The sequence below is a fragment of the Variovorax paradoxus genome, assembly GCF_000834655.1.
GTDB classification, from domain to species: Bacteria; Pseudomonadota; Gammaproteobacteria; order Burkholderiales; family Burkholderiaceae_C; genus Variovorax; species Variovorax paradoxus_F.
This window is the reverse complement of the sequence record NZ_JXQQ01000010.1, coordinates 23,601-50,196: the sequence shown is the minus strand read 5'-3', so window position 1 is coordinate 50,196 and position 26,596 is coordinate 23,601. Positions and strand designations below refer to the sequence as shown.

21 protein-coding genes are annotated in these 26,596 nt (G+C 64.2%); 13 read left to right on the top strand and 8 right to left on the bottom strand.

What is annotated here, in order from left to right:
- Positions 1–165: 165 nt before the first annotated feature.
- Together RT97_RS04975 and RT97_RS04970 are read left to right on the top strand one after the other, a co-directional pair.
- Positions 166–1,002 (top strand): helix-turn-helix domain-containing protein, encoded by an 837-nt coding sequence (locus RT97_RS04975; RefSeq protein WP_042577671.1) that lies wholly within the window; start codon positions 166–168, stop codon positions 1,000–1,002.
- Position 1,003: 1 nt separating this feature from the next.
- Positions 1,004–3,316, top strand: a complete 2,313-nt coding sequence (locus RT97_RS04970; protein ID WP_052810551.1) for a sensor histidine kinase — start codon at positions 1,004–1,006, stop codon at positions 3,314–3,316.
- 309 nt (positions 3,317–3,625) lie between these two features.
- On the opposite strand, the gene RT97_RS32005 is transcribed toward RT97_RS04970, so the two are convergent.
- Positions 3,626–5,887, bottom strand: a complete 2,262-nt coding sequence (locus RT97_RS32005) for a hybrid sensor histidine kinase/response regulator (RefSeq protein WP_172672157.1) — start codon at positions 5,885–5,887, stop codon at positions 3,626–3,628.
- 511 nt (positions 5,888–6,398) lie between these two features.
- On the opposite strand from RT97_RS32005, the gene RT97_RS04955 reads away from it, so the two are divergent.
- From RT97_RS04955 to RT97_RS04930, 6 genes are all read left to right on the top strand, one after another.
- On the top strand, positions 6,399–6,737 hold the full coding sequence (locus RT97_RS04955; protein WP_042577669.1) for a hypothetical protein: 339 nt from the start codon (positions 6,399–6,401) through the stop codon (positions 6,735–6,737).
- A gap of 54 nt (positions 6,738–6,791) precedes the next feature.
- Entirely contained in the window at positions 6,792–7,229 is a 438-nt protein-coding gene (locus tag RT97_RS04950) for an Hsp20/alpha crystallin family protein (protein WP_042577668.1), read from the top strand.
- A 19-nt stretch (positions 7,230–7,248) separates the two neighbouring features.
- Entirely contained in the window at positions 7,249–7,656 is a 408-nt protein-coding gene (locus RT97_RS04945; RefSeq protein WP_042577887.1) for an Hsp20/alpha crystallin family protein, read from the top strand.
- A 504-nt stretch (positions 7,657–8,160) separates the two neighbouring features.
- Entirely contained in the window at positions 8,161–8,550 is a 390-nt protein-coding gene (locus RT97_RS04940) for a VOC family protein (RefSeq protein ID WP_042577667.1), read from the top strand.
- Between the two features lie 287 nt (positions 8,551–8,837).
- Positions 8,838–9,965: a low temperature requirement protein A gene (locus RT97_RS04935; RefSeq protein WP_042577666.1), complete on the top strand. Its 1,128-nt coding sequence runs from the start codon at positions 8,838–8,840 to the stop codon at positions 9,963–9,965.
- Positions 9,966–10,289: 324 nt separating this feature from the next.
- The gene (locus tag RT97_RS04930; protein ID WP_437184091.1) at positions 10,290–11,618 is read left to right on the top strand and encodes a cation:proton antiporter; all 1,329 of its coding nucleotides are present in this window, start codon (positions 10,290–10,292) and stop codon (positions 11,616–11,618) included.
- 212 nt (positions 11,619–11,830) lie between these two features.
- Here RT97_RS04930 and RT97_RS04925 read toward each other — a convergent pair whose 3' ends face one another.
- From RT97_RS04925 to RT97_RS04905, 5 genes are all read right to left on the bottom strand, one after another.
- The gene (locus RT97_RS04925) at positions 11,831–12,661 is read right to left on the bottom strand and encodes a prephenate dehydratase (protein WP_155403729.1); all 831 of its coding nucleotides are present in this window, start codon (positions 12,659–12,661) and stop codon (positions 11,831–11,833) included.
- An 835-nt stretch (positions 12,662–13,496) separates the two neighbouring features.
- Positions 13,497–14,042 carry a hypothetical protein gene (locus tag RT97_RS04920; protein WP_042577665.1) on the bottom strand — a complete coding sequence of 182 codons (546 nt, stop codon included), beginning with the start codon at positions 14,040–14,042 and terminating at the stop codon, positions 13,497–13,499.
- Positions 14,043–14,609: 567 nt separating this feature from the next.
- Positions 14,610–15,584: a Bug family tripartite tricarboxylate transporter substrate binding protein gene (locus RT97_RS04915; RefSeq protein WP_042577664.1), complete on the bottom strand. Its 975-nt coding sequence runs from the start codon at positions 15,582–15,584 to the stop codon at positions 14,610–14,612.
- 29 nt (positions 15,585–15,613) lie between these two features.
- A complete protein-coding gene (locus RT97_RS04910; protein WP_042577663.1) occupies positions 15,614–16,879 on the bottom strand; it encodes a DUF1254 domain-containing protein in 1,266 nt (421 codons plus the stop codon).
- A 5-nt stretch (positions 16,880–16,884) separates the two neighbouring features.
- The gene (locus tag RT97_RS04905; protein ID WP_042577662.1) at positions 16,885–18,105 is read right to left on the bottom strand and encodes a CaiB/BaiF CoA transferase family protein; all 1,221 of its coding nucleotides are present in this window, start codon (positions 18,103–18,105) and stop codon (positions 16,885–16,887) included.
- An 89-nt stretch (positions 18,106–18,194) separates the two neighbouring features.
- Here RT97_RS04905 and RT97_RS04900 point away from each other — a divergent pair, with 89 nt between their 5' ends.
- Positions 18,195–19,184, top strand: coding sequence for a LysR family transcriptional regulator (locus RT97_RS04900; protein WP_042577661.1), 990 nt, complete (start codon positions 18,195–18,197; stop codon positions 19,182–19,184).
- Positions 19,185–19,276: 92 nt separating this feature from the next.
- Here RT97_RS04900 and RT97_RS04895 read toward each other — a convergent pair whose 3' ends face one another.
- A complete protein-coding gene (locus RT97_RS04895; protein WP_042577660.1) occupies positions 19,277–19,504 on the bottom strand; it encodes a hypothetical protein in 228 nt (75 codons plus the stop codon).
- A 259-nt stretch (positions 19,505–19,763) separates the two neighbouring features.
- On the opposite strand from RT97_RS04895, the gene RT97_RS04890 reads away from it, so the two are divergent.
- The 4 genes from RT97_RS04890 to RT97_RS33015 all read left to right on the top strand — a co-directional run bounded on the left by RT97_RS04890 (position 19,764) and on the right by RT97_RS33015 (position 23,657).
- Positions 19,764–22,196 carry a catalase gene (locus RT97_RS04890; protein WP_080898167.1) on the top strand — a complete coding sequence of 811 codons (2,433 nt, stop codon included), beginning with the start codon at positions 19,764–19,766 and terminating at the stop codon, positions 22,194–22,196.
- Between the two features lie 349 nt (positions 22,197–22,545).
- Positions 22,546–23,001 carry a hypothetical protein gene (locus tag RT97_RS32000; RefSeq protein WP_052810549.1) on the top strand — a complete coding sequence of 152 codons (456 nt, stop codon included), beginning with the start codon at positions 22,546–22,548 and terminating at the stop codon, positions 22,999–23,001.
- The gene (locus RT97_RS04880) at positions 22,998–23,297 is read left to right on the top strand and encodes a hypothetical protein (protein ID WP_042577658.1); all 300 of its coding nucleotides are present in this window, start codon (positions 22,998–23,000) and stop codon (positions 23,295–23,297) included. The genes RT97_RS32000 and RT97_RS04880 overlap by 4 nt, the downstream gene beginning before the upstream one ends.
- Positions 23,298–23,483: 186 nt before the next feature.
- Positions 23,484–23,657 carry a hypothetical protein gene (locus RT97_RS33015; RefSeq protein ID WP_155403728.1) on the top strand — a complete coding sequence of 58 codons (174 nt, stop codon included), beginning with the start codon at positions 23,484–23,486 and terminating at the stop codon, positions 23,655–23,657.
- Between the two features lie 460 nt (positions 23,658–24,117).
- Here RT97_RS33015 and RT97_RS04875 read toward each other — a convergent pair whose 3' ends face one another.
- The gene (locus RT97_RS04875; protein WP_052810548.1) at positions 24,118–25,830 is read right to left on the bottom strand and encodes a phage integrase family protein; all 1,713 of its coding nucleotides are present in this window, start codon (positions 25,828–25,830) and stop codon (positions 24,118–24,120) included.
- Positions 25,831–26,596 lie beyond the last annotated feature (766 nt).

Here is a 26,596-nt window from a genome sequence, read left to right as displayed (position 1 = left end):
GCGGCGCAGGTGTCCGGGAAAGAGCGGGATTCTTCGGGGAGGCGCCTATACAGGCTTTTGGCGCTCAGGACGGAATGTTTGCAAAAGAAGACATTTGTTTACGATTGCAACATAATGTGAACTTAGTCACACGTCAATCGCATGACCGGGTCATACGCTCAGCGCATGTCTTACTGGTCATCCACCCCACCGCGGCGAGCGCACATCCTCCTGGTCGACGACAACATGGATGAGCTGCAGCTCCTGCTCGGGGCGCTGCGTGGGGAGGCGCACCGCATCAGTCTCGCGTTCGAGGCGATGCAGGGTTACCGGCGCGCCACGGCGCTGCAGCCCGACTTGATCGTCATGGATGTGCGCATGGGCGGCATCGACGGCTTCGCCGCCTGCAGGCTGCTCAAGGCCGATCCGGCCACGGCGCAGATTCCGGTGATCTTCGTGACGTCCTCCGCCTCGGTGGAGGAGCGGCTGACCGGCCTTCAGGCGGGCGCGGTGGACTACATCCTCAAACCCTTCGAGCCCGCGGAGGTGGTCGCCCGCATCGCCGTGCATCTCGTGCTGGCGGCAAGCAGGCATTCGCCGGCGGCGCCACAGCACGCCCCTGCCCTGCCCGACGATGCAAGCCTCAAATTCAATCCGGACCGCGTCATCGCCGAGGCGGCCGAGCGCCTGGTGCTGGCCGACCTTGCGAACGTGCCGGCGATGCCCGAGCTGGCCGCGAGACTGGGCACGCACGAAAAGCGGCTCGCACGCGCGTTCCGGGCTCGGACGGGCAAGTCCGTCTTCGCGTTCGTGCGCGAGGCGCGCCTTGCCGAGGCGCGCCGCCTGCTCGTCGAATCGGCGCTGACCGTAGAGGAAGTGGCACTCGCGGTGGGTTTCGCGATGCCGGCCAATTTCTCGACGGCGTTCCGCGAACACTTCGGCACAACGCCGACGGGATTTCGCGCGACGCGTTTGCGCAAGGCGGTCGCGCCTGCGGCGCAGCCGTCGCTGGCGAAGGTCTGAGGTGTCCGCGCCGTGGCGCTGCAGCGCCGCCGCGCTGCTGTTGCAGGCGTCGCTGGCGCTCGCGTGCTTGCTTCCGGCCCACGCGGAAGAACTGCGCCTGAGCGAACATCCCCGACTGCCGCTCGAGCTGGACACCCACGTCGAGGTGCTGGAAGACCGCAGCGGCGCACTGTCGTTCGCCGAACTGCAGATGCGGGCCGGTCGAGGCGCTGAAGGCTTCACGCCCGGGACCGCGGCGCGCATGCGGCAAGGGTTTTCGAAATCGGCTTTCTGGCTGCGCCTGTCCCTCTCGAACGACGGCGATGACGTGCAACAGCTGCGGCTCGTGCTGGATACGACCTGGCTGCAGTACGCGGACTTCTATGTCCTGCGCCGCGGCGGCTTCCAGGGTGACGGTCAGGTCTGGCGTCACGAGAGTTCAGGCGTCTCGAGACCACATGCCTTGCGCGGCGACCGCGTGCCCACGCTCGCGATCGACAACATGCAGCCCGGCGAGCACGCCATCGTGCTGGTGCGCGTGCAGAGTGGCAGCAGCCTCAAATTGGCGCCCGTGCTGCACAGCGTCGACTCCCTGCGGACCACCGAAACGCGCCGCGCTCTGATCGACGGCCTGCTGATCGGCGGACTGCTGGTGCTGGCGGTCTATTCGCTTGCACTGTGGGCCATCTCCCGCAAGACGGCGATGGGATCTCAAAGCCTCGGGTTTGCGCTCGTCGCGCTCTACGAGGCGACCTACCGGGGCTATGCCAGGCCGCTGTTCTGGCCCGACAGCACCGAATGGAGCTACCGGGCGGCGGGCGTGGTCGCCGGATGCTGCGTGCTCAACATGGTGGTCTACCTGCACGTGCTGTCCCGTCGCGCACCGGTGCGGCCTCCGGGCCTGCGCGCTTTGGTGGCGTTGGCGGCGGTGCAAGGGGGGATCGTGTTCGGCACGCTCGTGGGCCCGTATGCGCCATTCGCCAAAGCCGGCACGCTCAGTGCGCTCTTGCTTGTGCTCGCATTGACGGTCAGCAGTTTCGTCTACATGCGCCGCGCCGGTCCTGGCGGCCGGCTGGCCTTCCCGGTGATGGTGGTGGTTCTGCTGGGCGTGTGCTTGCGGCTTGTCGAATTGAATGTGCCGGCCCATGCGATCCCGGGCTTCGATGCGTATGTGCTCGGGTTTCCGGGTCTGCTGGTGGGGCTCGTGGCGCTTGCTGCCTGGACGCACCACCTCTCGCAGCAGCGTCTCGCGGCACAGCGCAAGCTCGTGCGCTGGCAAGCACGCGAGCAGGGTCGCCTGAAGGACGAAGTGATCCGCAAGACGCGGGCCCTGAATTCCGCCCTGGAGCAGGCCGAGCACCGCTCGCGCGAGCAGACACGGCTCATGGCCTACATCGGCCACGATCTTCGCGCGCCGCTGGCGACCATCGTCGGCCACGCCCGCGTCCTGCGCGATGCACTCGGGAAGCCGATGGCGCCGCTGGAAGCCATCGAGCGCAGCGCGCACTACCAGCTCGCGCTCGTCGACGATCTTCTGGACTACGCCAAAGGCGAGTTGATGCCGCTGGAGCTCGACCCGCAGCCGGTGCGCCTGCCGGTGCTGATCGACGACATCGCACAGCAGGCGACGATGCTCGCGCGCCGACAGAACAACGTATTCACCCTTGAGGTCCGCGGCCCCCTGGCGCCTCTGGTGCGCCTCGACAGGAAGCGGTTCCAGCAGCTGCTGCTGAATCTGCTGTCGAATGCAGCCAAGTTCACGCGGGACGGGCAGATGGGGCTGCGAATCGGCACGCGCGCGGAGGGCGACCAGTGGCGCCTCGATGTCGAGGTCTGGGACAGCGGGATCGGCATCGACCGCAAGGATCAACGGAGGGTATTCCGCGCGTTCGCGCAAGCCGATCCGGCCGTCGATGGCAGTGGCCTGGGTCTGGCGATCGCGCGCCGCATTGTCGGGCGCATGGGCGCAGAACTGCGACTCGAGAGCCGTCGCAACCTGGGCACCAGAGTGCACTTCTCCGTCCTGCTCGACGGCGCGGCCGTGCCCGCAAGCGACGACCTGCCCTGGGGGCACGGCCTCTCGCCACAGCCGCTGCGTGAGGGGCCGCGCGCGCGCCGTGCCGGGCCGCAGATTGCCCCGCTCCCCGCCGAAGTCCGCCGCGACCTGGAGACGATGGCGCGGGACGGCCGGTGGACGGATCTGCACGAATGGATGAACCGGCTCGCGCCAGATCCTGCCCATGCCCCGCTGGTTCAAGCGGTGCGCCAGGCACTCGACGCGCTCGACTTCGAACAGATCCTCTACATGGCGCGGGCCGCGCCGGAAAAGCCCTGAAGGAGCTGCTGGCTCGCTGCAGGTGCGCTCGGCGCGACGTGTTCCGGTCACGATGCCGAAGCATGCACGCCCTAGCGAGGGCTGCCGCGTGCTCGGGCTTGCGCACGCGCTACGCCGTCGTCTGACGGACCGACTTTGACATCTCGAATCCGATGGCATCCCTTGCGGGCGAGCGGATCTCGGTCTCGATCGCGTTCCGAACGGAGCGTTGCACCTGAATGTTGTGGCGCCCGGGTTTCTTGCCTTCGACACTGTCGGGGAGTTGGGCGTTCAACTCAACGCTGCCGACGCCAATTCTTCCATGGCGCATCAGCGCTGCAGTGGAGGGCAGCGTTCAAGCAGGCGCAGCAGTTCCTCAGGGTCGAACGGCTTCGTCAAATGCGCATCAAAGCCCGCTTGGCGGGCTCGCGCCTTGTCGGAAGCCTGTCCCCATCCTGTGGCAGCGACGAGGAACGCGTGGCGCCCCCAGTTGGTTTTTCGCACCGCTTCGGCGACCTCGTACCCCGTCATCTTGGGCATGCCGATGTCCAGGATGAGCACCGCCGGCTTGACAGCCTGGGCGACGGCAAAAGCCTGTTCCCCGTCCGTGGCGATACTGACCTGGTGCCCTTCCATCCGCAACAGTTCGGCCAGCAGCTGGACGGCGCTCGTGTTGTCATCTGCGACAACGATGGACAACAAGGTCCGCTCCCTTGGAGTGTCGCTGGCGGCGGGAGAGCCCGTCTGGCGCAGCGCCGCCTCCATAGGCAGCCTCACCACAAACCGGCTGCCTTTGCCCAGGCCTTCGCTGTCTGCAGCCACCGTACCCCCATGGGCGGCGACAATGGCTCGCGCCAGCGCCAAGCCGATTCCCAGGCCGCCTTCAGGACGGTGCAACACGCTGTCTTCTTGCGAAAACATCTCGAAGATTCGCTCGAGCGAATCGTGGGCCAGACCGATCCCGTTGTCGCTCACCTCGAATTGGCAGTACCCCTCGGAGGCGGCGGCCCTCACCGAGATGCACCCGTTCACCGGGGTGTACTTGGCCGCGTTGGTGAGCAGATTCGAGAGCACCTGCGCCATGCGCACGGGGTCGGCATTCAAGGTGAGGTTGTCCTCCACATGCACCAGCGTCGTGTGCTTGCGGTTCGTGAGGATCGGGCCGGCATTTTGCAGGGCGAGATCAACCGTAGCCCGTGCCTCCACCACTTCCTTCTTCATGTTGAGCTTGCCGCTCTTGATCCGGCTCGTGTCCAGAAGATCCTCCAGCAGCCTGGACATCTGGTTGACCTGCGACCGAATCAGGTCCGCGGTACGCTGCGTGCCGGTGTCGCTCGAGCGCTTGAGCAACTGGGCAGCCAGACCGATCGGGGCGAGCGGATTGCGCAGTTCGTGAGCGAGCACCGCCAAGAACTCATCCTTGCGGTGATCGGCCTCCTGCAACTGCAGTGCATGCCTTCGCAGATCCTGCTCCATCCGCTTTGCGGCGGTGGAATCCTGCAACACTCCCAGGATGCCGGTCACCTTTGCGCTGTCGTCCTTTTGCGGTGTGCCCCACACGCTGATCCAGCGCTCGGGAAACGCCGCAAGCCGGTACTCTTCCTTGTAAGGCCCGCCGGTGCGCGTGCTCTCCGCCACGGCCTGCATCGTTCGTTCTCGATCCTCGTCGTGGATGTATGCAGCCAAGGTGCGCCAAGGGATCTGCTTGTCAACCAAGCCAAAGAGTTCCGCCGCGCGATCGGACAGAGTGACGAGGTCCGATTCGGCATTCCAGCTCCAGTCCCCCAGCAAGCCCGCAGACAGTGCGATGCTCAAGCGTTCGTTGGTGACCTCGAGCGCATGCTGCGTGCGCGTGCGTTGCAGGCTCTCCCAGCAACGACTGCACACCAACTGCACCAGTTCGAGTTCCTTGGATGTCCATCGTCGGGGCGTGCGCTGATGCACCGCCATGGCCGCGACGAAGCGTCCATCCTTGTGCAACGGAATACAGATCACCGCCTGAATCTGCGTGAGCCGGTAGGCGCCCAATTCGGTGCCGGCGGTACGCGGGTCGGTGTCCACGTCATGGATCACATAAGGCTCGTTCGCCCGCATCAGGCGCAAGCATTCGGCGCCGAACTGCGAAAACGAGTAGCGCCCGACGATCGAGGAAACCCCTTGGCTGTAGTCTCCGGTCAAGGTGAAGTGATCCTCGTCCGGGTCGACCTCGGCATACGCGCAGCGGTTCGCTGCGAGGTGCTGGCCGAGCAGCCGGGCGCTGACCTGCATCACCTGGTCGGGATCGGCCAGAGGTTGGGTCGACCGCGCCAGGAGATCGAAGAACCCGAGTTCTCCCGTTGCATCGGGCACTTCGGAAAATTCCGAAGCGTGTGGCGTTGAGTTGTTCACAGACTGGCTCGTTGGAGAAATGAACATCGACATCTCGACAGCTGTTGAACGGAGCGCCTGTTGCAGTTCGATAGGATCGCTTCGATCGACGGCCCGAGTCTCCCGCCATTTGGCAGCAGGCAAATCCAAGTCACGATGTTGTCTGACATGACGGTTGGCGATCAAGCGGTCGCCGCCACCCCGCCTCTCGAAACTCTCGGCCAACGAACTCTCTCGCCGAGGGGCCGGGTCGCGCAAGGGCCTCGGCGTCAGGTCGGGTGGTCGGTCCATGCCACCAACCTCACGGCCCGTGTGTGCCGCGCCCGGCAAGCGAGTACCGCTGGACATTCAACTCTTTGCGGCCGTTCGCTGGCGCACGGCGCCGAACGTGTCCCGACCAGTCGCCCAAAGGCGCGTCTTCTTGGGCCAAGCGGCGCTCCAATTCGGGCGCGGGCCATTCCATGGAGCGCCGGTATCCGCCCCCGCACACCATTGCAAGAATCGAATTTGTCTGACACTTAAGCGCCGGACCGCCATCGTAAATTCCCGGCTCCTGCGGGGCATCCCGCGGGCTTGCTGTAAACCTCCGCCCGGCCCGTGTGGCCGGGCTTTTTTTTGGGCGACGCACAGGTCAGGCATGGCAGGTCGAGATGGAAAAAATTCCTCTTGAAATCTTCGGCGGCCTGCCTATCTTTTCATTCGTCGGAAATTGGTCGCTCGAAAAGGAGGTATTGAAATGACCATGAACTTGCTCAAGCAAATTGCCGGCTCTCGCCTGCCTGTCACGTTCTATCGCACCGAGGACATCGATCAGGTCAGGGTGCTGCGAGCCGCCGGGCTCGTCGTCGCACTGGTGCCGTCGCCTTCCAGCCCGTTGTCGCTGTCCGGTTCGCCCACGGCCGCGCAAGTGTTGGCCATCACCCAGAAGGGGCGCGAGGAGTTGGCGCAGATCAACCACTACCCCGAACCCCGCCCGCCCCGTTGGCGACATCGCCTTCCCCGGATCACTGCATGGCGCAGCTCCGATGCCGCCAGCGGGCCGCATTCGGCCAGCAGCCAACGCCTGCCTCAGTAAAGGGCCACGCCCCTTCTTGTTTCGTCCATTCCAAGTTTTATTGGAGGTTCAACCATGTACCGATCTTTCTTTCCACGCGACATCTTCGCGGAGTTCGATCGCCTGCAGCGCGACATGCAACAGGCGTTCGACCTGGCGCCAACGATCCGCGGCATGGGCAGCAACGGCTTTCCCGCGCTCAATGTCGGCGCGACGCCCGAGGCGGTCGAGATCTACGCGTTTGCGCCCGGCGTCGATCCGGCGTCGCTGGAGGTCAACCTCGAGCGCGGACTTCTCACCATCGCCGGCGAGCGCAAGGGGGTGCTTCCCGCTGCGGATGCGAAGGCCGCCGTGCACATCAACGAGCGCTTCGACGGCGCATTCCGCAGGATGCTCACGCTGCCCGACGACGCCGACCCCGAAGCGGTCGACGCCAAGCTGCGCGACGGTGTATTGCGCATCACCGTCCAACGCCGCGCGGCGGCCCAGCCTCGGCGCATTTCCATCCAGTGAGGTCAAGGAGATGAACACCATGAGCAACGACATTCAAACCCGTTCGCCAGGTGCGCCCGAAAGCACCGATACAAAGCAAACGCCGCGTTATGGAAGCGCCGCCTTGACGCCGCCAGTCGATGTGGTCGAAGACGCGGGCGGTATCACGCTCTATGCCGATCTGCCGGGCGTCTCGCGCGAGCACCTCAACCTTCATGTCGAGGCGGAGACGCTGACCATCGAAGCCGAGTCGAGTCTGGCAGTGCCCGAGGGGCTAAAGACCAGCCACACCGAAGTGGGCCTGGGACGATTCCGTCGCGTATTCACGCTCAGCAAGGAACTGGACACGGAAAAGGTGTCGGCAGAGCTTGCGCAGGGTGTGCTCAAGCTGCGCATTCCCAAGGCAGAGCACGCCAAGCCGCGAAGGATCAATGTCCAGGTCGCCTGAGCGGCGTGAAGCCTGAGCGGCATGAAAGACACGCCCTCTTGGGCGCTCGCCTTGATCGCCTCCGTCGGCGATTGAAGCTTGCCTGCCGCCAGGCTTGCGCCCGCAAGTCCAACCAAGGGGGTTCCGGGATCAGCAGGATGTCGGACGAACGGCGCAGGAGCCATGCCGGTCCAGCTGCATGGGCAAGGCGCAAGGGCGCCGGGCGACCATCACTTGCGCATCGGGTGGCAGGGGCGCGTGTCCGTGACGCAGGTCGTCGGACGAACGCAACTGGTCTACCGGACAGCGCCACGGCAGCGATCAAGCGTTCAATTTTTGGAACGGGCGGCCGCAGCCCGGGGTCAAGTTCGCACCACGCAAAAAAGTTCGTCATGCGTCAGAAGATCCGACCCTCCCCCTGCCGGCCGAGCCGATTTCAGGACGCGCTGTTCCAAGCCCAAACGGAACGCGTGGTTCTGCGCGATGGCATATCCATTTCGCAGCTCCGATCCATAAGATGCGCGAATGCTCAAGCACTGTCGCGTCGAAACACGCATACCCACGCAAGACCTCGAAAGGGCTCGCAGGTGGTATGCGGAAAAACTGGGACTGGAACCTGTTGAGGTGCGTCCCGGTGGCATAAGGTACGAGGTCGATTCGGGCGTGTTTTGCCTGTTTGTGTCTTCGGGAGCATCGGACGGGTCGTTCACACAGATGGGCTTCTATGTCGAGGACATCGAAGCGACGGTCTCCGGCCTGCGAGCCCGCGGTGTGGTGTTCGAGGATTACGGCGGCACCATGAATGCGATCATGGAGATCGAGGGCAACTACCCGAGCAAGGGCCGGGGAGAACGGGCCGCGTGGTTCCGCGACAGCGAAGGCAACCTGCTAGGCATCGCGCAGGTCCTGCGTTGATGCGACTCGACTCTCGAGCGTGAAGTTCGAGCGGTTTGCCTCACGCCGAGATCCCGCGAAGTGGCTGATCCGGGTTTGGGGGACCGAAGCGCTCCGAACCCGAGTCGCGACGACGGTCGTTTGAAGACATTGACTATTTAAGATTTATGGCGAGTGCCCAAACGGGTGGGAGATAGGCCCTGCCCATTAAGGTCCGAGACAGGTTGCGCCCGCGTGCATCCGTCGGACTGAGGCAGCGCGGTGAAGTCAGGTCACGCGCAGGGCCGGGTTCAGGCCTATGATGGCCCATGAAGGACCTGCGATATTTCGATCCGCAACGGCGCGCGACGTGGCTGGAACTGTTCTTCGCCCTGATCTTCGTCGTTGCCCTGCACGGCGCCAACGAGATCCTGACTGAAGCGCATGAGGGCCACATCGGGGCGCAGCAGTTCCTGCGCTTCGTTCTGGTGTTCCTGCCGCTGTGGTGGATCTGGGCGGGCCACACGATCTACGCCAATCGCTTCGACACCGACAGCCGCCAGCACCGGCTGTCCACCCTGCTGATCATGTTCCTGCTGATCGTGATATCGGCGCAGATCTCGGCGGGCGCCCAACACTACACGCTGGCCGTAGCCTGCTACTGCGGGGCGCGACTGATCATCGCCTCGATGTACTTCGTCTCCAGGCGCAAGCACAACCTCCACGGTCGTTTCGCATCGACAGTGGGCACCGTGTTCGCCGTCGGCGCCGCGATCAGCCTTTCCTCGGTCCTGCTGGCGTCGCCGTGGAGCTACCTGGTCTTCTATGCTGGGATCGTGTTCGACATGACGGCGCTGGTGCTGCTGGGCGGGCGGCTGCACGTCGTGCCGGCGCACGCGGCACATCTGGTCGAACGCGTCGGCCTGCTGACCATCATCATGCTCGGCGAATCGGTGATCAGCATCTCCGCGGCACTGGCAAACATCGTGTGGACCCGATCCAATGCCGCCGCCGCAGTCAGCGGATTTGTCATGGTGTCGGCCATTTGGTGGATTTACTACGACAGCTTCCACCTGCTGGAACGGCGCAAGTTGGCAACCGGGCATTCGATCCTCTATTCGCACTTTTTCCTGTTCATTGGCCTGGCGATCCTGGCCTCGCTGATCCGGCATGCGATCCTGGACGATCTTGACCCGGGCGACTTTCGTCGGATGGCCGCGGCCGGTACGGTGCTGTTCTTCCTGGGCAAGCAGTACGGCTACTACATGGAAGTGCCCGAGCTGCGGCCCTATTTGCTGTCAAACACCGCGGCCGTGTTCGCCATGACGGCGCTTATGCTGATGTTGCCGCTCGGACTCGGCGCCATGCTGGGGGGCATTGCGGCAACCATGATCTGCTACGTGCTGCTCAATCTGCGCTACCGCCACCTGGTGCGCCCCAGGCAGGAGGCGGCCTAAACCGCTGCCGGCGCAGCTTGAGGAATTGGCGAGCACGACCGCGTTCTCGTTCTGGTTAACGCTGGACCGTCGGCCGCCAAACCGGCAGCGGTTCGACGATCAAGAACTACTTTGTGATTTCCGCAGGGTATCAGCGGCACGGAGATCGCAAAGCGCGCCCGCGAATCGACTTCGATTTACCTACCTCGGGACTGATGTCAGCTCGCAACTGCACGCCGGCGTTCACAGCGCGGGTCGCAGGTCGTTGATGGGCTCCAAGCGGTCGTCGCTGGAGCGCATGGCAGACTCGCACGCAATTCAAGTTCATTCATCGGCGACATCCACGTGAGCACCTCTGAGATTTTTCTGATCGCGATGCTGATCATCTTTTCTCTTCCGTACTTGGTGTGGCGACTGGGTCGAACCGAGTACTTCGCACCGCTGGTGGTGGTGCAAATCATCACGGGCATCGTGCTCGGCCCAGGTGTGCTTGGCGCGATCTTCCCCGACTACTACCGGTTTGTTTTCAACGGCCCGGTGATTCAGTCGCTCAGCGCGGTCGCGCAATGGGCCGTCATGTTGTTTGTTTGGATCGCAGGTATCGAACTCGATCTGCGAAAGGCCTGGGAGTTTCGTCGTGAAAGCGGGATTACGGCGGGCTTGGCGCTGGGAGTGCCGCTTGCCTTCGGCGCGAGCGCTGCCGTTGTACTGCTGCCCTTCCCAGGGTGGACGGGGCCAAACGCGAAGTCTTGGCAGTTCGTCCTGGGCATCGGCATGTCGTGCGCGGTGACGGCCTTGCCAATCCTCATCCTCTTCATGGAGAAGCTGGAAATTCTTCGCCGCCCAATTGGCCAGCGCATCCTTCGCTATGCGAGTCTGGACGACATCGCGATCTGGGGCGTCCTTGCCCTGATCCTCATGGACTGGGAGCGAGCGGGCAAGCAGATCGGCTTCCTGGCGGTCTTTTCGGCCGCTGCGGTCGCTTTCCGGTGGCTGATGATCCGTGTCCCACAGCGCGACCGCTGGTACGCCGGGCTGATCTGGCTGGCCGCCTGCGGACTCGGCGCAGACTGGTCGGGGCTGCACTACATGGTCGGCGCTTTCATCGCGGGTGCGGTGATGGACGCAGAGTGGTTCGAGCAGCAACAGATGGACTGGCTGAGGCACAACGTTCTGCTGGTCGTGATGCCTGTCTTCTTTCTTAGCACCGGCCTTCGTACCGACTGGCAGGTAGGAGGCGCCGCCGTCTTCTTGGTCACTGGAGCGCTGTTGGTGGCGTCTGTCACGGGCAAGCTGATCGGTCTCCGCCTGGCAGGGCGGATCTTGAGGTGGCCGCCAGGTGAGGGATCACTGATCGGCTGGCTGCTTCAAACCAAGGCCCTGATCATGATCATCTTCGCCAATGTCTTGCTGGACAAAAAAATCATCACCAACGAGACCTTCACGGCGCTTTTGATCATGGCGGTCGCGAGCACGATGTTGACGGTGCCGGTGGTAACTCCGAAGTTGCGCCGGATGAAAGAAATCGTTTTTCGTCACACTGATGAGCGCCAATCCCACGGTCCGCTCCACGGAGCAACTGGGCCGGGCGCGCCCGGCCGGCGGCCGGTCGTTGACCCAGACTTCAATGCCATGCCTCCGACATTCGTGGCAGCGAACAGAGATGGTGTTTGAAGTCTTTGCAGACATCATTCAAAGGATGCTGAGGGCAAAGCCCCGAACTTCATGTACGCCCAGAAGCAAGCGTGCGAGCACTGAGAACTCCGCTTGATCCCTCCTCCAAGATAGATAAGCCGCTGGCGCTGTGGAATGGCGCTCTATCGTCCGCCGCCTCTCCGAGATCGGGACAACCGCTTGCGCAACCATGTTGCTGCGCCGAGCAGCATTCAATACCGGCGCGGATAAGAGCCAAGAAGCCGGAACTCCCGGCGGTCCATCAGCAACTTGGCAATGTCTGGCTGCGTTGCATGCCCCACCACGTCGATCACATACTGATGGCCGTCCAATGACTTCTTGCCCGGACGTTCGTACACCGCAAGGATCTGGGCCGATCTCGCGAGTCGCTCCAGCGACGACTTGAAGTCGGCTTCGTTGACGGTCAACAGCAGGCTGGTCTTGTCATTGCCACTCGGTGAAGGCATCACATGACCGAGCACCCACCATCGCGTGGTGTTGTGCGGTCCTTCCTCGATGCCGTTCACGATGGGTGTGAGGCCGTAGATGCGCGCGGCACTAGGCGGTCCCATGGCCGCCATGTCCGACGCCGTCGCTTCGGCGACCAACTTCGCGGCAGCGCCGCCGCTCGCAGCGGGCTTGCGCTCGACGTCGGGCATTTCCTGGTCGAGCCACGGCTTCACCTCCTCCAGCGCAACAGGATGCGCGACGACCGTGCGCACATCGTCCTTCCGGGTTCCAGGCTTGGCGAGCAAGCTGTAGCCCAGCGTCTTGGGGTATTCGGCCACCACATGGACGGAATCGAGCGCGAGCACGTCGTCCATGTAGGGCGTGGCGCCGACCACCGACGTCGTGACCGGCACGCATACCTTGGCCACGGTCTTCGCGCTCAAAGCCTTGAAGAGCGCATGCCTGTCGAGCGCGACCAGGTTCGCCTCGCCGAACAGGTCCATGCAGGCTTGATGGGTCCAGCTTCCTGCGGGGCCCAGGTAGCCAATCTGCGCGCTGGTGACGGAGGAGACGCCCATGGTGAGGACTGTCATTGTGATGGCGCATTGAACAAGGGTTTTCATGAATTTGAACGGCACGAGCGTCAGCAGGCGGTGCGAGACGCATCGCGTTCAGGCGCACCGCATCCCGATGCTGACGTCCGCGGCAGGCGGGTCGTGATGAAGAAGGGCGTGATGATCCCCAGCGCGAGCGGCCGAGACAACGCTTGCGCGGCATGCACTTTTTCCGCGCCGCCGCGACCGGTTGGCGCAGGCACCGATCGCCAGAGCATTGACTGCCGCGAAACTTCCCGCGAGGCCGGGTCAAGGGGTGTCCAACGACGGCGCCTCTCGGGCGTCCCGCACAACCACCGCTTGCCCGTCGGACCCGTTGCGCTCGGATCGCCGGCCGGTCTTCGATGCCCCACCGCGTGATCGGTCTGCTGCCGCAGGCCCCGTGCAATGCCCGTCCTGACGAGGGCCGCGGATCGCTGCGGGCATGCTTCGTTTGCGCTCGAGGGCCGGTTGCCCAGCCAAAGCCGATTCCTGGTTTCCCATCAGATCCGCCAGCGGCCTTTTCGGATTCATCGATACCGAAGCCGAGGTCGTCATCGCGCGGAAATCCACGGCGTGGGACCGTCTGCCGGCAACGGCCTTGCGATCGCCCAAACGGAGCCGGACTGCGAGACCTTCATCGATCATTCGGGACGCCCCGCGGTCGGCCTCCTTCCATTTACGACGACATCGCGCAGTCCTCTGATCCCGCGGTGCTCCAGGTTGTGCGCCAGGGGGTACGAGGCTTAATCACAACACCTTCCGACGGATCGGAACTATCGCTGCTAGGCCGGCGAATCGGCGTCGACGGGGTCGCGCACGATGCCGAGGGACTTCACCCGCGTTTGGCTGGCGACGGATCGACGACTTCTCCTGTGGCCGGACGGGCGCCTTGGTCGAGCGCCTGCCTGATCCGGAGGGCGATGAGTTCGAGTTGATCGACCGAGAAGCTCCCCGCAAGCCCAACGCGACGCGCGGCGGATATCCAGCGAACGTGGTTGCCGGAACCCGGCGCGCCCCGATGGCCTGCACTGACGACCTCTTCGAGCGCCCTCTGCAGATCGGCGTCCGTCATCTGGCTTGGCCTTCCGGCAGTCCCTCTTTCAATGCCAGTCAACGACGACAGATCCGACGCGCGGAGTTCCAAAGGATGCTCGGGGGTGTACGGGCCGCCAGTCTTCATCTTGGCGCGCACAGCGCCGTCGATGGCGTCAGCATTTCTTGCGTAGAGAAAGGCCAGCGATCGCCCGCCGCCGAACGCGCCGAATTGGTCCTCCAGGGCCTTGCGGCTGACTCGCACCGGCGTGCTGATCCGGCCGTGCCGCACGCGGACGTGCAGCCACTCTCCCTGCTCCTCATCGTCTCCCGACTGCACTTCCATGCGACCCGCCTAGCAATGATGCCCGCATGCGCCCGAGCAAAGCGTCGCACGGCGGCCGCGCGCTTCCGCCGTTGCGTCCCCTGCCAATGACTTGCACCGTATACGCCGGTAACAAAGTGCGACAGCGGCGCAACGATATGGACGACCGTCGCTGTTGTCATCGGTAAGGTCGTCCACACCCCCATGGAAGTGAACGAAGCGTGAAGGAAATCACGCCTCGGTCAGACCAGAATGAGACGAGAAGGGTCATTGCAGCAGGGAAGCACAGGTCAGAGGTGACTTCCAAATCGATCGATGGAGCCGGTTCTGTCGCAGCAAAAGCGCCCTCCTTCGCAATCAGCATTCATCGGCACCGATGAGCAGGATGGGCAACGCATCTCGTGGTCACTTCGCAACACGAGCAAGGTTGCGGCTGAGGCGAACGGGGACCGACCTCGAGGTGTGGAGCGACTGTCTGGAGCGACGAACTGCGCAGATTCACTCGGATTCGAAGGGTTCGTCCGGGCCGCTCTTGGTCTTTTCAGCCAGTCCGGCAAGCGCCCAATTGCCGCTCCCCGGTCGCCAGCATCATTCGGCCGTGATGTTCGCAGTCTTGATGATCTGCGCCCACTTGCGGGTTTCACTCGCCATGAATGCGCTGAATTCCTCGCTGCTGCCCCCTCGAAGCTGCAGTCCCGCGGCCTCTGCCTTGCGACGGACATCGGCATCGGTCATCGCGGCATTGATCTCGGCGTTCAGCCGAGCAACGATGGTGGCCGGCGTTCCGGTCGGCGCAAGCACACCGTACCAGCCGTAGCCGACCACGGCGGGCAATCCCTGCTCGCGCAGCGTCGGTGCCTGCGGGTAGAGCGGCGTTCGCTCTTCCGTGGCCACACCCAGGACTCGGAGCTTGCCCGCCTGGATGTGAGGGATGGCGGTCGAGATGGCGGTCAAGGTGGCGTCGATCCGCCCCGCAAGCAGCTCTGTGTAGGCCGCCGCGTCGCCGCGGTACTGCACCACGATGCCCTTCGCGCCAGAGGCACGCAACAGCAGCTCGGCCGTCAGATGCGGCGCCGACCCCGCCCCAGGCGATCCGAAGGTTGCGCCCTTGGGATCGGACTTGGCGTGCTTGGTGAACTCGGCAAGCGACCTGTACGGCGCATCGGCATTGACCACAAGGAACAACGGAGCGATGGCTGTGCTGGCGATCGAGGCGAAGCTCTTGTGCACGTCATACGGCAGGTCCTTGTACAGCGCCTCTCCAATGGCGATGGGTGCTGCCGCATGAAGGAGTGTGTAGCCGTCCGCCGGGGCCTTCGCGACGAAGTCGTTGGCGATTCGCGTGCCGGCACCAGCCTTGTTCTCCACCACCACACCCTGGCCGAGCCTTCGCCCAAGGAAGTCAGCGAGGACGCGCGTCAGGATATCGTTGGACCCGCCTGCGCCATACGGAGAAATCAGACGTACCGGCCGCGTTGGCCATGCCTGAGCGACGCTCGTCGCACTCCAGGGAAGTGCCAGGCCGGCGGCGGCTGTGAGAAGGTGTCGGCGTTTGATCGTCATGCGCTTGTCTCCGTTGGATTGTCTGGACTTCAGACGGGCTTGATCGGCGGATAGTCGAACCGCAGCGCCAGATGTTCGGCACGCGGTTGGTAAAGCCGCAGCACGACATAGAACGCCTCGCCCTTCGGCGTGGGAAGCCAGTTGAACCCGGGCCCGGGATCGTCGGCCTGGAGCCGGATGGCGAGGCCGCCGTCGGCGTCGTGCAGCAAACCCCGGGTGCGATCGCCGATGGAGTAACGGTGGATAGGGTTGGCAACGAGCAGGCAGTCGCTGCGACGGTACATGGTCAACGACCAGAACGCGTCTACCTTCAACCCCCTGCCAGGCGCGAATCGCAGTTCGTAGCGCTGCGATCCATGCAGTGGTTCCCCACGCGCGTCCACCTCCGCTGTGGGGTACATCGCCTCCTCGACGCCCAACGCGCCGATGAAGTTGCGGGCGATGCGCGCGCGCGTGAGGTGATCGTCGCCCCAGTTGTTCGTCACCAAGACCGGTAGGGCCCACCCTCCGCCCAGATCGTGCGGCTGGTTGCTCGTCCGCAGCCGCTCGTAGACAGCCGGCAGCGACGTTGCGAGATTGCTTGCCGAGGGCGGCCATGTCAGCCGCTCGGCAGGCGGCGGTGGATTGCGTCGCAGTGCGGCATCGACCACGGACAGGTACACGTCGGCCGACGGTATGCGCGCGTCACGGCCATCGATCCAGGTGTCGACGCGCATGGCTGCATCGGTGCCGTCCAGGCGGACGAGGCGCATTGCGGCTTGCAACGCCCGTACGCGAGCGACATCGTCACCGTCGTCTTGCACCAGGTGACGGCCGATGACCCACACGTCGTCTCCCGGCGCAGCCACCGTCAGTGTGATGTCCGACGGGACATCGCCGCGCCATCCGGGCCCGTGCACCAAGGTGCGCTGGGGCGTGCTGCCCGTCGTGCGGCGGCCTACGTAGGCGAATGGGTTGGTCCACGCGTCCAGCAAACCCAGCGTCCAATAGCGCTCGCCCATCTCGGGCGTGTCGATGATGACCGGTCCGTCGGAAAGATCCAGCCACGCGTTGCTGTAGACCGTGTCATTGTTCGGACTGACCACCTCCTTGTCTTGCGGACCAAGACGACGATGCGTGTGAGTGAACTGGTTGACCCAGCGCGCGGTCGATGCCGGATCCGTCGCTGCGAACCCGCGCGCGGGATGTCGGCGCGCGGTTGTCGCAGCGCGCATGCGCATCATCTCGAACAGCGGCAGCGTCTGGACCACGACGTCTTCGCAACGTCGGGTGACCGCATCAATGGGTGAGTCCATGGCGTTCAAGGCCTGCGTCCGGCCACCACGTCGGCCCGGCGAAGCTCGTCGATCTCGTTGGCCGTGAACCCGAGCGCGTTCAGGATTTGATCGGTGTCGGCTCCGCAACTCGGCGCGGCTTGCGGCCGGGCTCGGGGCGCCTCGCCCAGGCGGTAGGGCAATCCCAGGGTGGGATACCGGCGGCCGTCAGCGCCGGACGCTTCGACCAATATTCCGCTCGCCTGGATGTCCTCACTGTGCAGCACCTGCCGGTAGCTGCGGACTGATCCGACAACGATCTGGTGGCGGCTCAGCAGAGATACGCACTCCTGGCTGGTGAAGGACGAGAGGCACTCGCACAACACACTACGAAGCTCGCGGCGGTGCTGCACCCGCAGCGCGTTGCTGCTGAATCGAGGGTCTGCCACGAGCGCCTCGCGTCCGACCACGCGGCAAAATCGCGCCCAGTGCTCGTCCGCGTAAGCCGACAGGACGATGTGTCCGTCGAGCGTAGGCACGACCTCCGCGGCGGGTGCATTGTTCGGCTGGCCATCGCCCATGCGCGTGGGCTCGGGCGCACCTCCGAGGTAGTCGCACCAAGTTGTGGCCTGCAGGTGCATCGCCACCTCGAGCAGCGAGGTGCGCAGCGTTTCGCCAAGCCCCGTCTGCTCGCGTCCGTAGAGCGCTGCGAGCACCGCCTGGGCGCCCAGATGGGCAGCGGCTGCATCGATGATCGGCACGCCCACCTTCTGCGGGAGGCGATCCGGCTCGCCGGTGACCGACATCAAGCCGCTTTCCGCCTGGGCTGCAATGTCGTAACCGGGGCGTTCGCTCGAAGGTCCCTGGTCGCCGAATCCCGAGATCGACAGATAGATGACCCGGGGAAACCGCTCACGCACGGCAGCCGGGCCCAGGCCCAACCCATCCACCGCACCGGGGCGCAGGTTCTGGATCACGACATCGCTCTCGCCGATCAGGCGCCAGGCGATCTCCAGGCCCGCCTTGCTCTTCAAGTTGAGCGCGATCGACTGCTTGCCGCGGCTGTAGGCGCGGATCATCGACTCGCCGTAACGGCCGATGTGCCTGGCCTGGTCCCCCGCCAACGGTTCGATCTTGATGACCTGCGCGCCGAGTTCAGCCAGCACCATGGCCGCGCCCGGTCCGGCGATGTATTGCCCCAGATCGATCACGCGCACTTTCTTCAGCGGGGCCGCGGGCGTACTTGCCTCTTTGGATTCGAAGTTCATCAGGCCAACGTTATCGCCCTCCCCTATTCTTGAAAATTCGATAATCGTGAAGGAGTGATCACGATTGGCTATTGGCACAGGACGCCCGAATGGACACGAAGACCGACCGCCTGGTGCGCACGTTGCGCCTGCGACACCTTGAACTGCTCGTGGTTCTTTCCGAGACGGCGACCATGCGCGGCGCGGCGGCGCGGCTGCACCTGAGTCAGCCCGCCATCAGCAAGATGCTTGGCGAGCTAGAGGGCTGTTTCGGGGCCAGGCTTTTCGAACGCAGTCACCAAGGCATCCATGCGAATGCGCTGGGTGCCGGCGCCGCATTCCGCGCACGCGCCGTGCTGCACGAACTGGCTCGGGCCACCGAAGACGTCGACGCCCTGCAAAGCGGCGTCACGGCAGTTCTTCGCGTCGGCGCGCCATCGGTCACAGCCGCTGTCCCAGCGGCCATCGTCGAACTGCGGCAGCGGCTGCCGGGCGCGGCCGTGCATTTGCGCGAAGGCCGAGTCCATGAACTCATCCATCGTCTGCTCGAGGGAGAGCTCGACTGCGTTTTCGGTGCCATCACGCCCGAGCTGATCTCCAGTGATCTGATCCCTCTGCTCGAACCCGTTGTCCTCTTGAAGGACGAGTTGTGCGTGCTTGCCTCGACGTCGAACAGGACCGTGCCAGCACCACGGTTGAAGTGGGCCGATCTGCAGACCGCGCAATGGGTGCTTCCTCCCAAGGAAACACTGGTCCGGCAGGCGTTCATGACGGCTTTCCTGAACAGCGGTGCAACGCCGCCCGAGCCGGTCATCGAAGCCCTGTCCTCGGTCACGATAGGCACCGTGCTTCGCAAGGACCCCTCGCTGCTCTGCGCGGTGCGCCTGGAGCACGCCGTCGATGAAGTTGCCAGGGGTGGCGTGCAAAGACTCAAGGTCAGCCCCCGGGTCGTGCTGCCGTCGTTCGGGCTGTTCTTTCGACGGGACGGACTGGCCAAGCCTGCGATCCTCACAGCTTTTGCGGATGCGATGCGAAGCATCGGCAAAACCCGCGCGTCGCAGGCTGAGCCGACGACACGCGCATCCGCGCCCAAGCGATGAGTTCGGCGCAATTGAGTTACCGGGCCCCGGCGAAGATCCGCGTCCGCGTCCATCCAAGCCCGGGGCCGCAGCCGATGCCGGGACCTGGCCTATCAAACGCTTGAGCGCAGGCCCAGTGCTCGGACCCCCTTGTCTGTGAGCCGGTAGTAGGCCTTGTCCAGCGACTGGGTCAGCAGTCCATCGTCCATGAGCTGCACGATTCCCACGCTGGATCCAACGACGCGTCGGCTCAGTTGCAAGGCGCTCGCCGAACGCTCCTCGTTCGGCCAATACTCTTGGCGAAAATATGCAAGAACTCGATCTGCTTCGGGCGTCAGCATGCAGCGTCTCAATGGTGAATGGGCAGATCATGCTAGCCGGATCGCTGCGCCGCAGTGGCCCGATTTTGTAGGCCGGCATCGAATTCGCGTCGATCCGCCCGGGCGCGAATCGATGGCCTGAACCGGCTGCGCCCCGCGCTCCTGTCGATCCGGAGCACCTCGACAACCTTCTCCAAGGCGGCGGCGGCGATTGGAATTTTTCCTACACGGTGCGAAAACCCGTGCCCATAGCCTCTCGTCCCGAATTTTGGAGAGCCACATGGTCAAGAAATCTTCCTCGCCCGCACCGAGCGCAGCAGCGCTCGACGCTGCCCGTGCCGCGGCACGCAACACGGACAGCGGCCCAGCCCACCCCGCCCCGCCCGCTGCGGGCAAAGGGGATCTCCCTGCACAGAAAGCCATCGACACGCAGACCGTTGCAGCCAGCATGCGGGCCAACCTGAACAAGGCTTCGGAATATGGTGAAGCCAATTCGGCCTCAACGCCGCAAGGGACCAGCGTGTCTCCACCGTCCTTGTTGCCCGGGGCCAGCAGCTTGTCGGAACAGAATTTTTCCAACAAGACCGGCTCGCGCGCGCATGAGGGCGTGAATGCAACGATCGACACGTTGGACCGCGTGCGCGTCGATTCCGCCGGCCAGCGCCTCACGACCAACCAGGGCGTGGCCGTGGCCGACAACCAGAACTCGCTCAAGGCCGGCGCACGCGGCCCGGTGCTGCTGGAAGACTTCATCCTGCGCGAGAAGATCACGCACTTCGACCACGAGCGCATTCCGGAACGGATCGTGCACGCGCGAGGCTCGGGCGCCCACGGCTTCTTCGAATGCTATGAATCGCTCAAGCCGTTCACGAAGGCGGCGCCGTTCAAGGAAGCCGGCAAGGTCACGCCCGTGTTCGTTCGCTTCTCGACGGTGGCCGGCGAGCGCGGCTCCAAGGACACCGCGCGCGACGTGCGCGGCTTCGCCGTCAAGTTCTACACCGACGAAGGCAACTGGGACCTGGTGGGCAACAACATGCCCGTGTTCTTCATCCAGGACGCGATGAAGTTCCCCGACCTCGTGCATGCGGTCAAGCCTGAACCGCACCATGGCATGCCGCAGGCCGCCTCGGCGCACGACACCTTCTGGGACTTCGTCTCGCTCATGCCCGAATCCACCCACATGCTGATGTGGCAGATGAGCGACCGCGCCATTCCGCGCAGCTACCGGATGATGCAGGGCTTCGGCGTGCACACCTTCCGACTCGTCAATGAGGCAGGTGAAAGCTTCCTCGTGAAGTTCCACTGGCAGCCCAAGCTAGGCACGCATTCGTTGGTCTGGGAAGAGGCAGTGAAGATCTCCGGCGCCGATCCGGACTTCCACCGTCGTGATCTCTGGGAGGCGATCGAAGCCGGAGAGTATCCAGAGTGGGAGCTCGGCCTGCAGATCTTCTCGGAGGAGCAGGCCGAGCAATTCAGCTTCGATATCCTGGATGCGACCAAGATCGTGCCGGAGGAACTCGTGCCGATCCGCATCGTTGGCCGCCTGGTGCTCAACCGGAACCCGGACAATTTCTTCGCGGAGACGGAGCAGGTTGCCTTCTGCGCGGCACACATCGTGCCAGGGATCGATTTCACAAACGACCCGTTGTTGGCCGGCCGCATTCACTCCTATGTGGACACGCAGATCTCGCGTCTGGGCGGACCGAATTTCCACGAGCTTCCTATCAACGCGCCCATCGCTCAGGTCCACAACAACCAGCGAGACGGCATGAATCGACAGGCCATCCATCGCGGCCGTGTGGCCTACGAACCGAACTCCTTGGCCGGCGGCTGCCCATTCCAGGCGGGCGCCGCACAAGGGTTCGCCAGCATCGCCAGGCGCCTCGATGCCAAGGAAAGCAGCGACAAGGTACGCGTCAAACCCGAGAAATTCGCCGACCATTACACGCAAGCGCGCCTTTTCTACGAAAGCCAGAGCGAAGTCGAGAAGGCGCATATCGGCAATGCCTTCCGCTTCGAGTTGTCAAAGGTGACAGTGCCGGCCATCCGCGAACGCATGGTGGCAAGTCTGCTCAACGCAGCGCCCGATCTTGCGGCGCGCCTGGCTCAGGATCTCGGCATGGAATTACCCGCTCCGCTGCCGAAGGCACTCGAGAACGAAGTCGCACCCGAAGTGGAAATTTCACCCGCTTTGTCGCTCATGGCAAGGCCAGGCGACGGTGGGATCCGCACCCGCAAGATAGCCATACTGATCGCCCATAACGTCGAGGGTGCTTCTTTGCAGAAGTTGATATCCGCGCTCGTCGCCCAAGGCGCCGTCCCTCGCCTCGTGGCTGCCCGGCTGGGAACCTACCTCGGTGCCGGCGGCGAAAAATTCGAAGCGGATGCCACCATGGAGAACTCCCCGGGCGTCCTGTTCGACGCGCTTGTCCTGCCGGACGGCCCAAAGGCGGTGGAGGCGCTCGATCAGGACGCGCACACGATGGAGTTCCTGCGCCTTCAGTACTGGCATTGCAAGACGATCCTGGCGTTCGGTGCTTCGGAAGCCCTTCTGGCCGAGGCGCAGATTCCGATGACCATGCCCGATGGGTCGGTGGACCCGGGCCTGATCCTGGCTGATCCCGCCGCGGCCGACGACGCCATTGCGAACTTCATCGCAGCCATGGGCGCCCATCGGCACTACGGCCGGGAAAACGATCCGCCCAAGGCTTGACGTCGGCGCTGCAGACTGGGTCGAAGCATCGGATCGAACTGGCTGCAGCGTCGCCTGGAGAAGCCTTCGAGGGCAGGGTCGCGAAAGCGTGACCTGCCGGTCTCCGGACCGATCACAACCAGCGCGCCAGTGGACGCGGCTTGCGTGCTCTGCGCAGTTTGCCCTGACGGCGACGGCTGGTACGCGTGCCAGACGCTCAGCGGCGTCAACGCGAGTGCGCTGCACATGTCGTCGCGGGCACCAACGTCGTTTGGGTCAGCCAGACCTACAAGACATGCCTGCATCGCCCCACATGGCGCTGTCGCGGCGCCGCTAACTTTCTAAGCCAACCTCCTCCTCTCACGCTCACATGACCGACGCATTCACGCCATCGGAGAAGCTTGCGTTCTCCCGCGCCGCGCTTCTCGCCGCGATGGGATACAACGCTCTCGAGACGACTGCAGTCGGGCCAAGCGCCGCTGCGTCTTGGAACGCCAATCGACGAGGTCGGGCCAGCCTGATCGGGCGCTGGTGGCGACGCAGCCACCTGAGCACGTTCGCTGAGATCGGTATGCCGTTTCTACAGGATTACGCCTCAAGGCACCCTGCGAGGCTGGTCGCATACGCCGCGGGCACGGGATCGCTGATCGTGCTGGTCAGGGCTTGGCGCATCCTGTCGTTCGGGATGGTCGTGGGCCTGGTCCTGCGCAGTACCGACCTTTCGGCCCTTTTCTCCGATGGCCTGGCGGCGAAGACCGGCGCTGCGGAGGGGACTCGCGACGACTTCCTTGATCAACCTGCACGACAGGTGCTCGACCATCCATGAAACCATTCAATGAGCTGAAGCCCATGACCCCGATGTCTCCGTCTGCGGACCGCTGGTGGCCTTCGGAACTCGCCCACCCTTCCAGTACCGGCAGCCAAGACGGTGTCCGATACGCATTCTTCCCGGAGCCTCGCCGCCTGGTGGTTGAACAACAGGGAAAGGTGAAGCAGTACGACACGGGCGCGCACCAGATCACCGGCGTGAGCCAGCAGCAGCGAGGCATCGACGATCGCACGCTCATCTTCGTCAGCCAGGACGGTCCCGTGGCGCTCGCGTCGCTGCCGGAAGTCGATTGAAGGGCCTGGAAGGCGCGAATGCACGCGTTGATCATTGCCAGCAGGCAGGAACGCGTTGAAGGATGGTGATTCGCTGCGGCGGGTTCGCGGTTGGCGCCCCGCCCTGCGGCGGAGGTGCCGCCACACTCGGGAGAATCAATGACAGGTGATGCGACAGGGACCGCTCCGGCCCGCACGGCGGGTCGTATGCGGATGGTCCTCGAAATTGCGGCGGCCCCTTTGTTTGCCGTCGCGTTGTTCGCGACCGGGATACTCGCTGCCGTGGCGCACCTCGTCGCCTTGCCGGGCCTGTACCTTTGGGAAAAATACCAGGAGGCCAAGCCGCTTCAGAACCGGCGGCCGGGAGGCCCGCTGCCGTGATTCCGTTGCCGCGCTGCACCGCCCATCACGCGTTTTCAAAACTCCACTCAAGGTCCTTCGCACGCACTCGGCTCCCATGCTGATCTCTTGCGTGCCATGGCCATGCAAGAGCCACTTGTTGTGCTGCGTCAAAAGCGCAAACTCACACACAGGAAGCTGCAGCCTGCCTGAATATCTCCAGACCATCAGTGGTCAAGAAGATTGAACCCCGCCGGATACCGTACCGCAAAGCAAATCGTCATCGGCGCGTCGCGATGTCAACCTGCGCACTTGCCCGCGCAGCACAGCATGAAGGGTCGAAGCAAGCGACGGAAGAATTCGCGAAATTGACGCAACGCGCTGGCAGGGCGTTTCAGTCCGTGAGAGGGTCTGCGCGGTGCACGGCCGGTCCGCTGCGGCATTGATCCCCCTGCCCTCGGCGCGCGCAGCACCGTCCGGACGCCATAGGGCGACAGAGCCCTTAGGTGCGCAGCGCTCTTGGCGAAGCCTGGGCCCAGCGTTGCGCCGCGCTGCCGTCCGCCAGGGCTGCCGCGCGGTCGAAGGTGGCCCGAATGGCTTTCGCAGCTCCCGAGGCCGACCAAGGACGCGCGAAGCCTGAAGACCCGAATCGGGCGAGGATATGAACGCCTTGATTGTCGGGCGCGCCGACATTGCCCGGCCGTCCCTGACGAACCAGCTCTGCCTGGAACTCTTCCACCAGTGCAGTGGGAATGAGCATCACGTGTCTGCTGCGAGGCCCATCGTCCGCCACGATCTGCCATTGGACATCGCCGTGCGATCCATGGGACCTGCGCAGATGTTCGCATCGGAGCTTCGTCAGCTCGCCGAGGCCCATGTCGCTGAACCGAAGCCATCGCATGGCGCGCGCCACCCGCCGCCCGGGTTCGGTTTGCTTGTCCAGTTCCAGCACGGCTTCCAGATGCGTCCAGTCCGCTGGCGTGATGCTGCGAGACGACACCGCCTTCGGTGCGGAGGTCCCCCGCACCGCGGACGCTGCAAATGGATTGCGCTGGATGTACGCGTGGCGAACCCAGAATCGGAACAGGCCATGGAGGACGGTGTGTGCCTGTCCAACGGCTGCAGGCGCGAGGGGCCCTTCCAGCGGGCGCCACCGTGGCGACCAACGCTGGACATGGCGGGGGCCACACCACTCGGCGGGCGGCGCGCATAAAAAGTCCCGGTATGCCTGCACGTCCTCGTCGTTCAAGGATGACATGGCCTTACAGCGAACGAGTACCGCCCAAAGGAGCAGCCGTTCAGCTTCCTTCCGGTAGGAGCGTCGTGTTGCGGCGGACCGCGCCGCGGCATCCAGCCACGCATCGATGGCTTCCCGGTCCGTACGGGCAGGCAGCTGACCGCTGCCCTGCCCCGGGTTGGGCCTTTCCGGTCCCCCTTCCAGGCCTTGGGGCACATCGAATTTCTCATACGGCCGCAATGCAGTTTCGGCCTTCACGACGCTCGCGAGCAGGTGCAGCGGGACGCGATGGCGCGGGATGAAGACGTGAGCGCCCACATCCATACTGATGTCCTTGGCGTGGAGACGAAGCCATTCCAGGATGCGTGCACCTTTGCGTGGTCCGATCCCGGGAATATGCAGCCACCACCGCGCACCGACGGCATTGACATGCTCGACCAACTGCGCGACGTCGTTCAGTCCGGCACGCGCCAACCGACGCGCAATGGACTCATCGAGCCAGGATGCCAGCGGGTCCGTCGCGGCGGGAGCCTGTGCGGCATGTTGTTCCAGCCATCGCAGCGCTTCGAGCTGCTTGGCCACGAGCCGTTGCCTTCGCCCGGATCTTCGTCCGAGGCCGGCACTTGTAGCCGAGCCCATGGCTGCCTGGTACGCCTCGAGCTGTTCGTCCGCTGAAAAGTCTTCCAGGCCGTGCTGAATGGCGAACTCTTCCAACGACGGTCGGCCCGGGAGTTCACTGAGCCGCTCCGGCTGGAGCAGGATCAGCCGTGCCAGTCCCGGTCGCCGTGCCTGTCTGGCAGCGGCGGCGAACGCGTCTCGAATCCAATCGATGGTGCGCCGAACCGTGCGTCCATCGCGATGCTCTCCCTCGGCGCGCAGATAGCGGTCCCAGCTGGCCTGCGCATCGATGCCCTGCACGACCGCGCGCATGAACGCAAAGTGGCCGTGGTGCAGGTGACGCTGGGCAATCCGTTTCATCGCAGCCAACCCGCGCGGCCCGGATCTACCGCGAACTGCGAATGCAGACGCCCACGAACCATCGAGGGTGCGTAAGCAATGCCCCGCTCGATGACAAGCTTGGCGTGCAGGAGGCGGGCGGGCTCATGAAATGGTGAGATGGCTCGAAGGTGGCCAACGGTCCGAATTCTAACAGTCCGCAAATAATCATCCATGCATTTTTTCGATGAACTTTGGGGCTTCGTTCAAGTTGCGGGGTCAAATTTCCATTTAAATCAACAACTTAGCCCTGAGTTGAGTAGTTCGAAAGAGGACGAGCTTTCACCTCCAAGCGGCATCCGTCGATCGCGGACTGTGCCAACCTAAGAGGCATGAAGTGGACGATGATCGGCCGGCGTACCGACGGGCAACGAACACGGGCCATGGCTTGGTCATCCTCCCCAGGGTGATGTGGAACGGTCCTGAACGTTTGCACGCGCCCGGCGCCTTGGTACCCGACGTCAGGGCTGTACAGTGGGCCCGCCAGTGCCGCGGCAGCGTCGTCGACGCGTTGGAGGCCGATGCCCTTCAGCCCAGCACGCTCGAGCGCGCACCTTCGAATCTGGTATTCCACGGACGCAATCGTGGCGCGTCGTTCAGGAAGGCGGCTTGTCCCGGACTCCGGTTTGCACCGCGGCTCGGCGAACTGGATGTCGCGTGGGCAACATACCCAACAAGTGCTCGTCCTTCCGACGCCTAGCAAAGATGGGCAGGGTGAGAAGCGTCGTGGACGACTGATCCTGAAGAT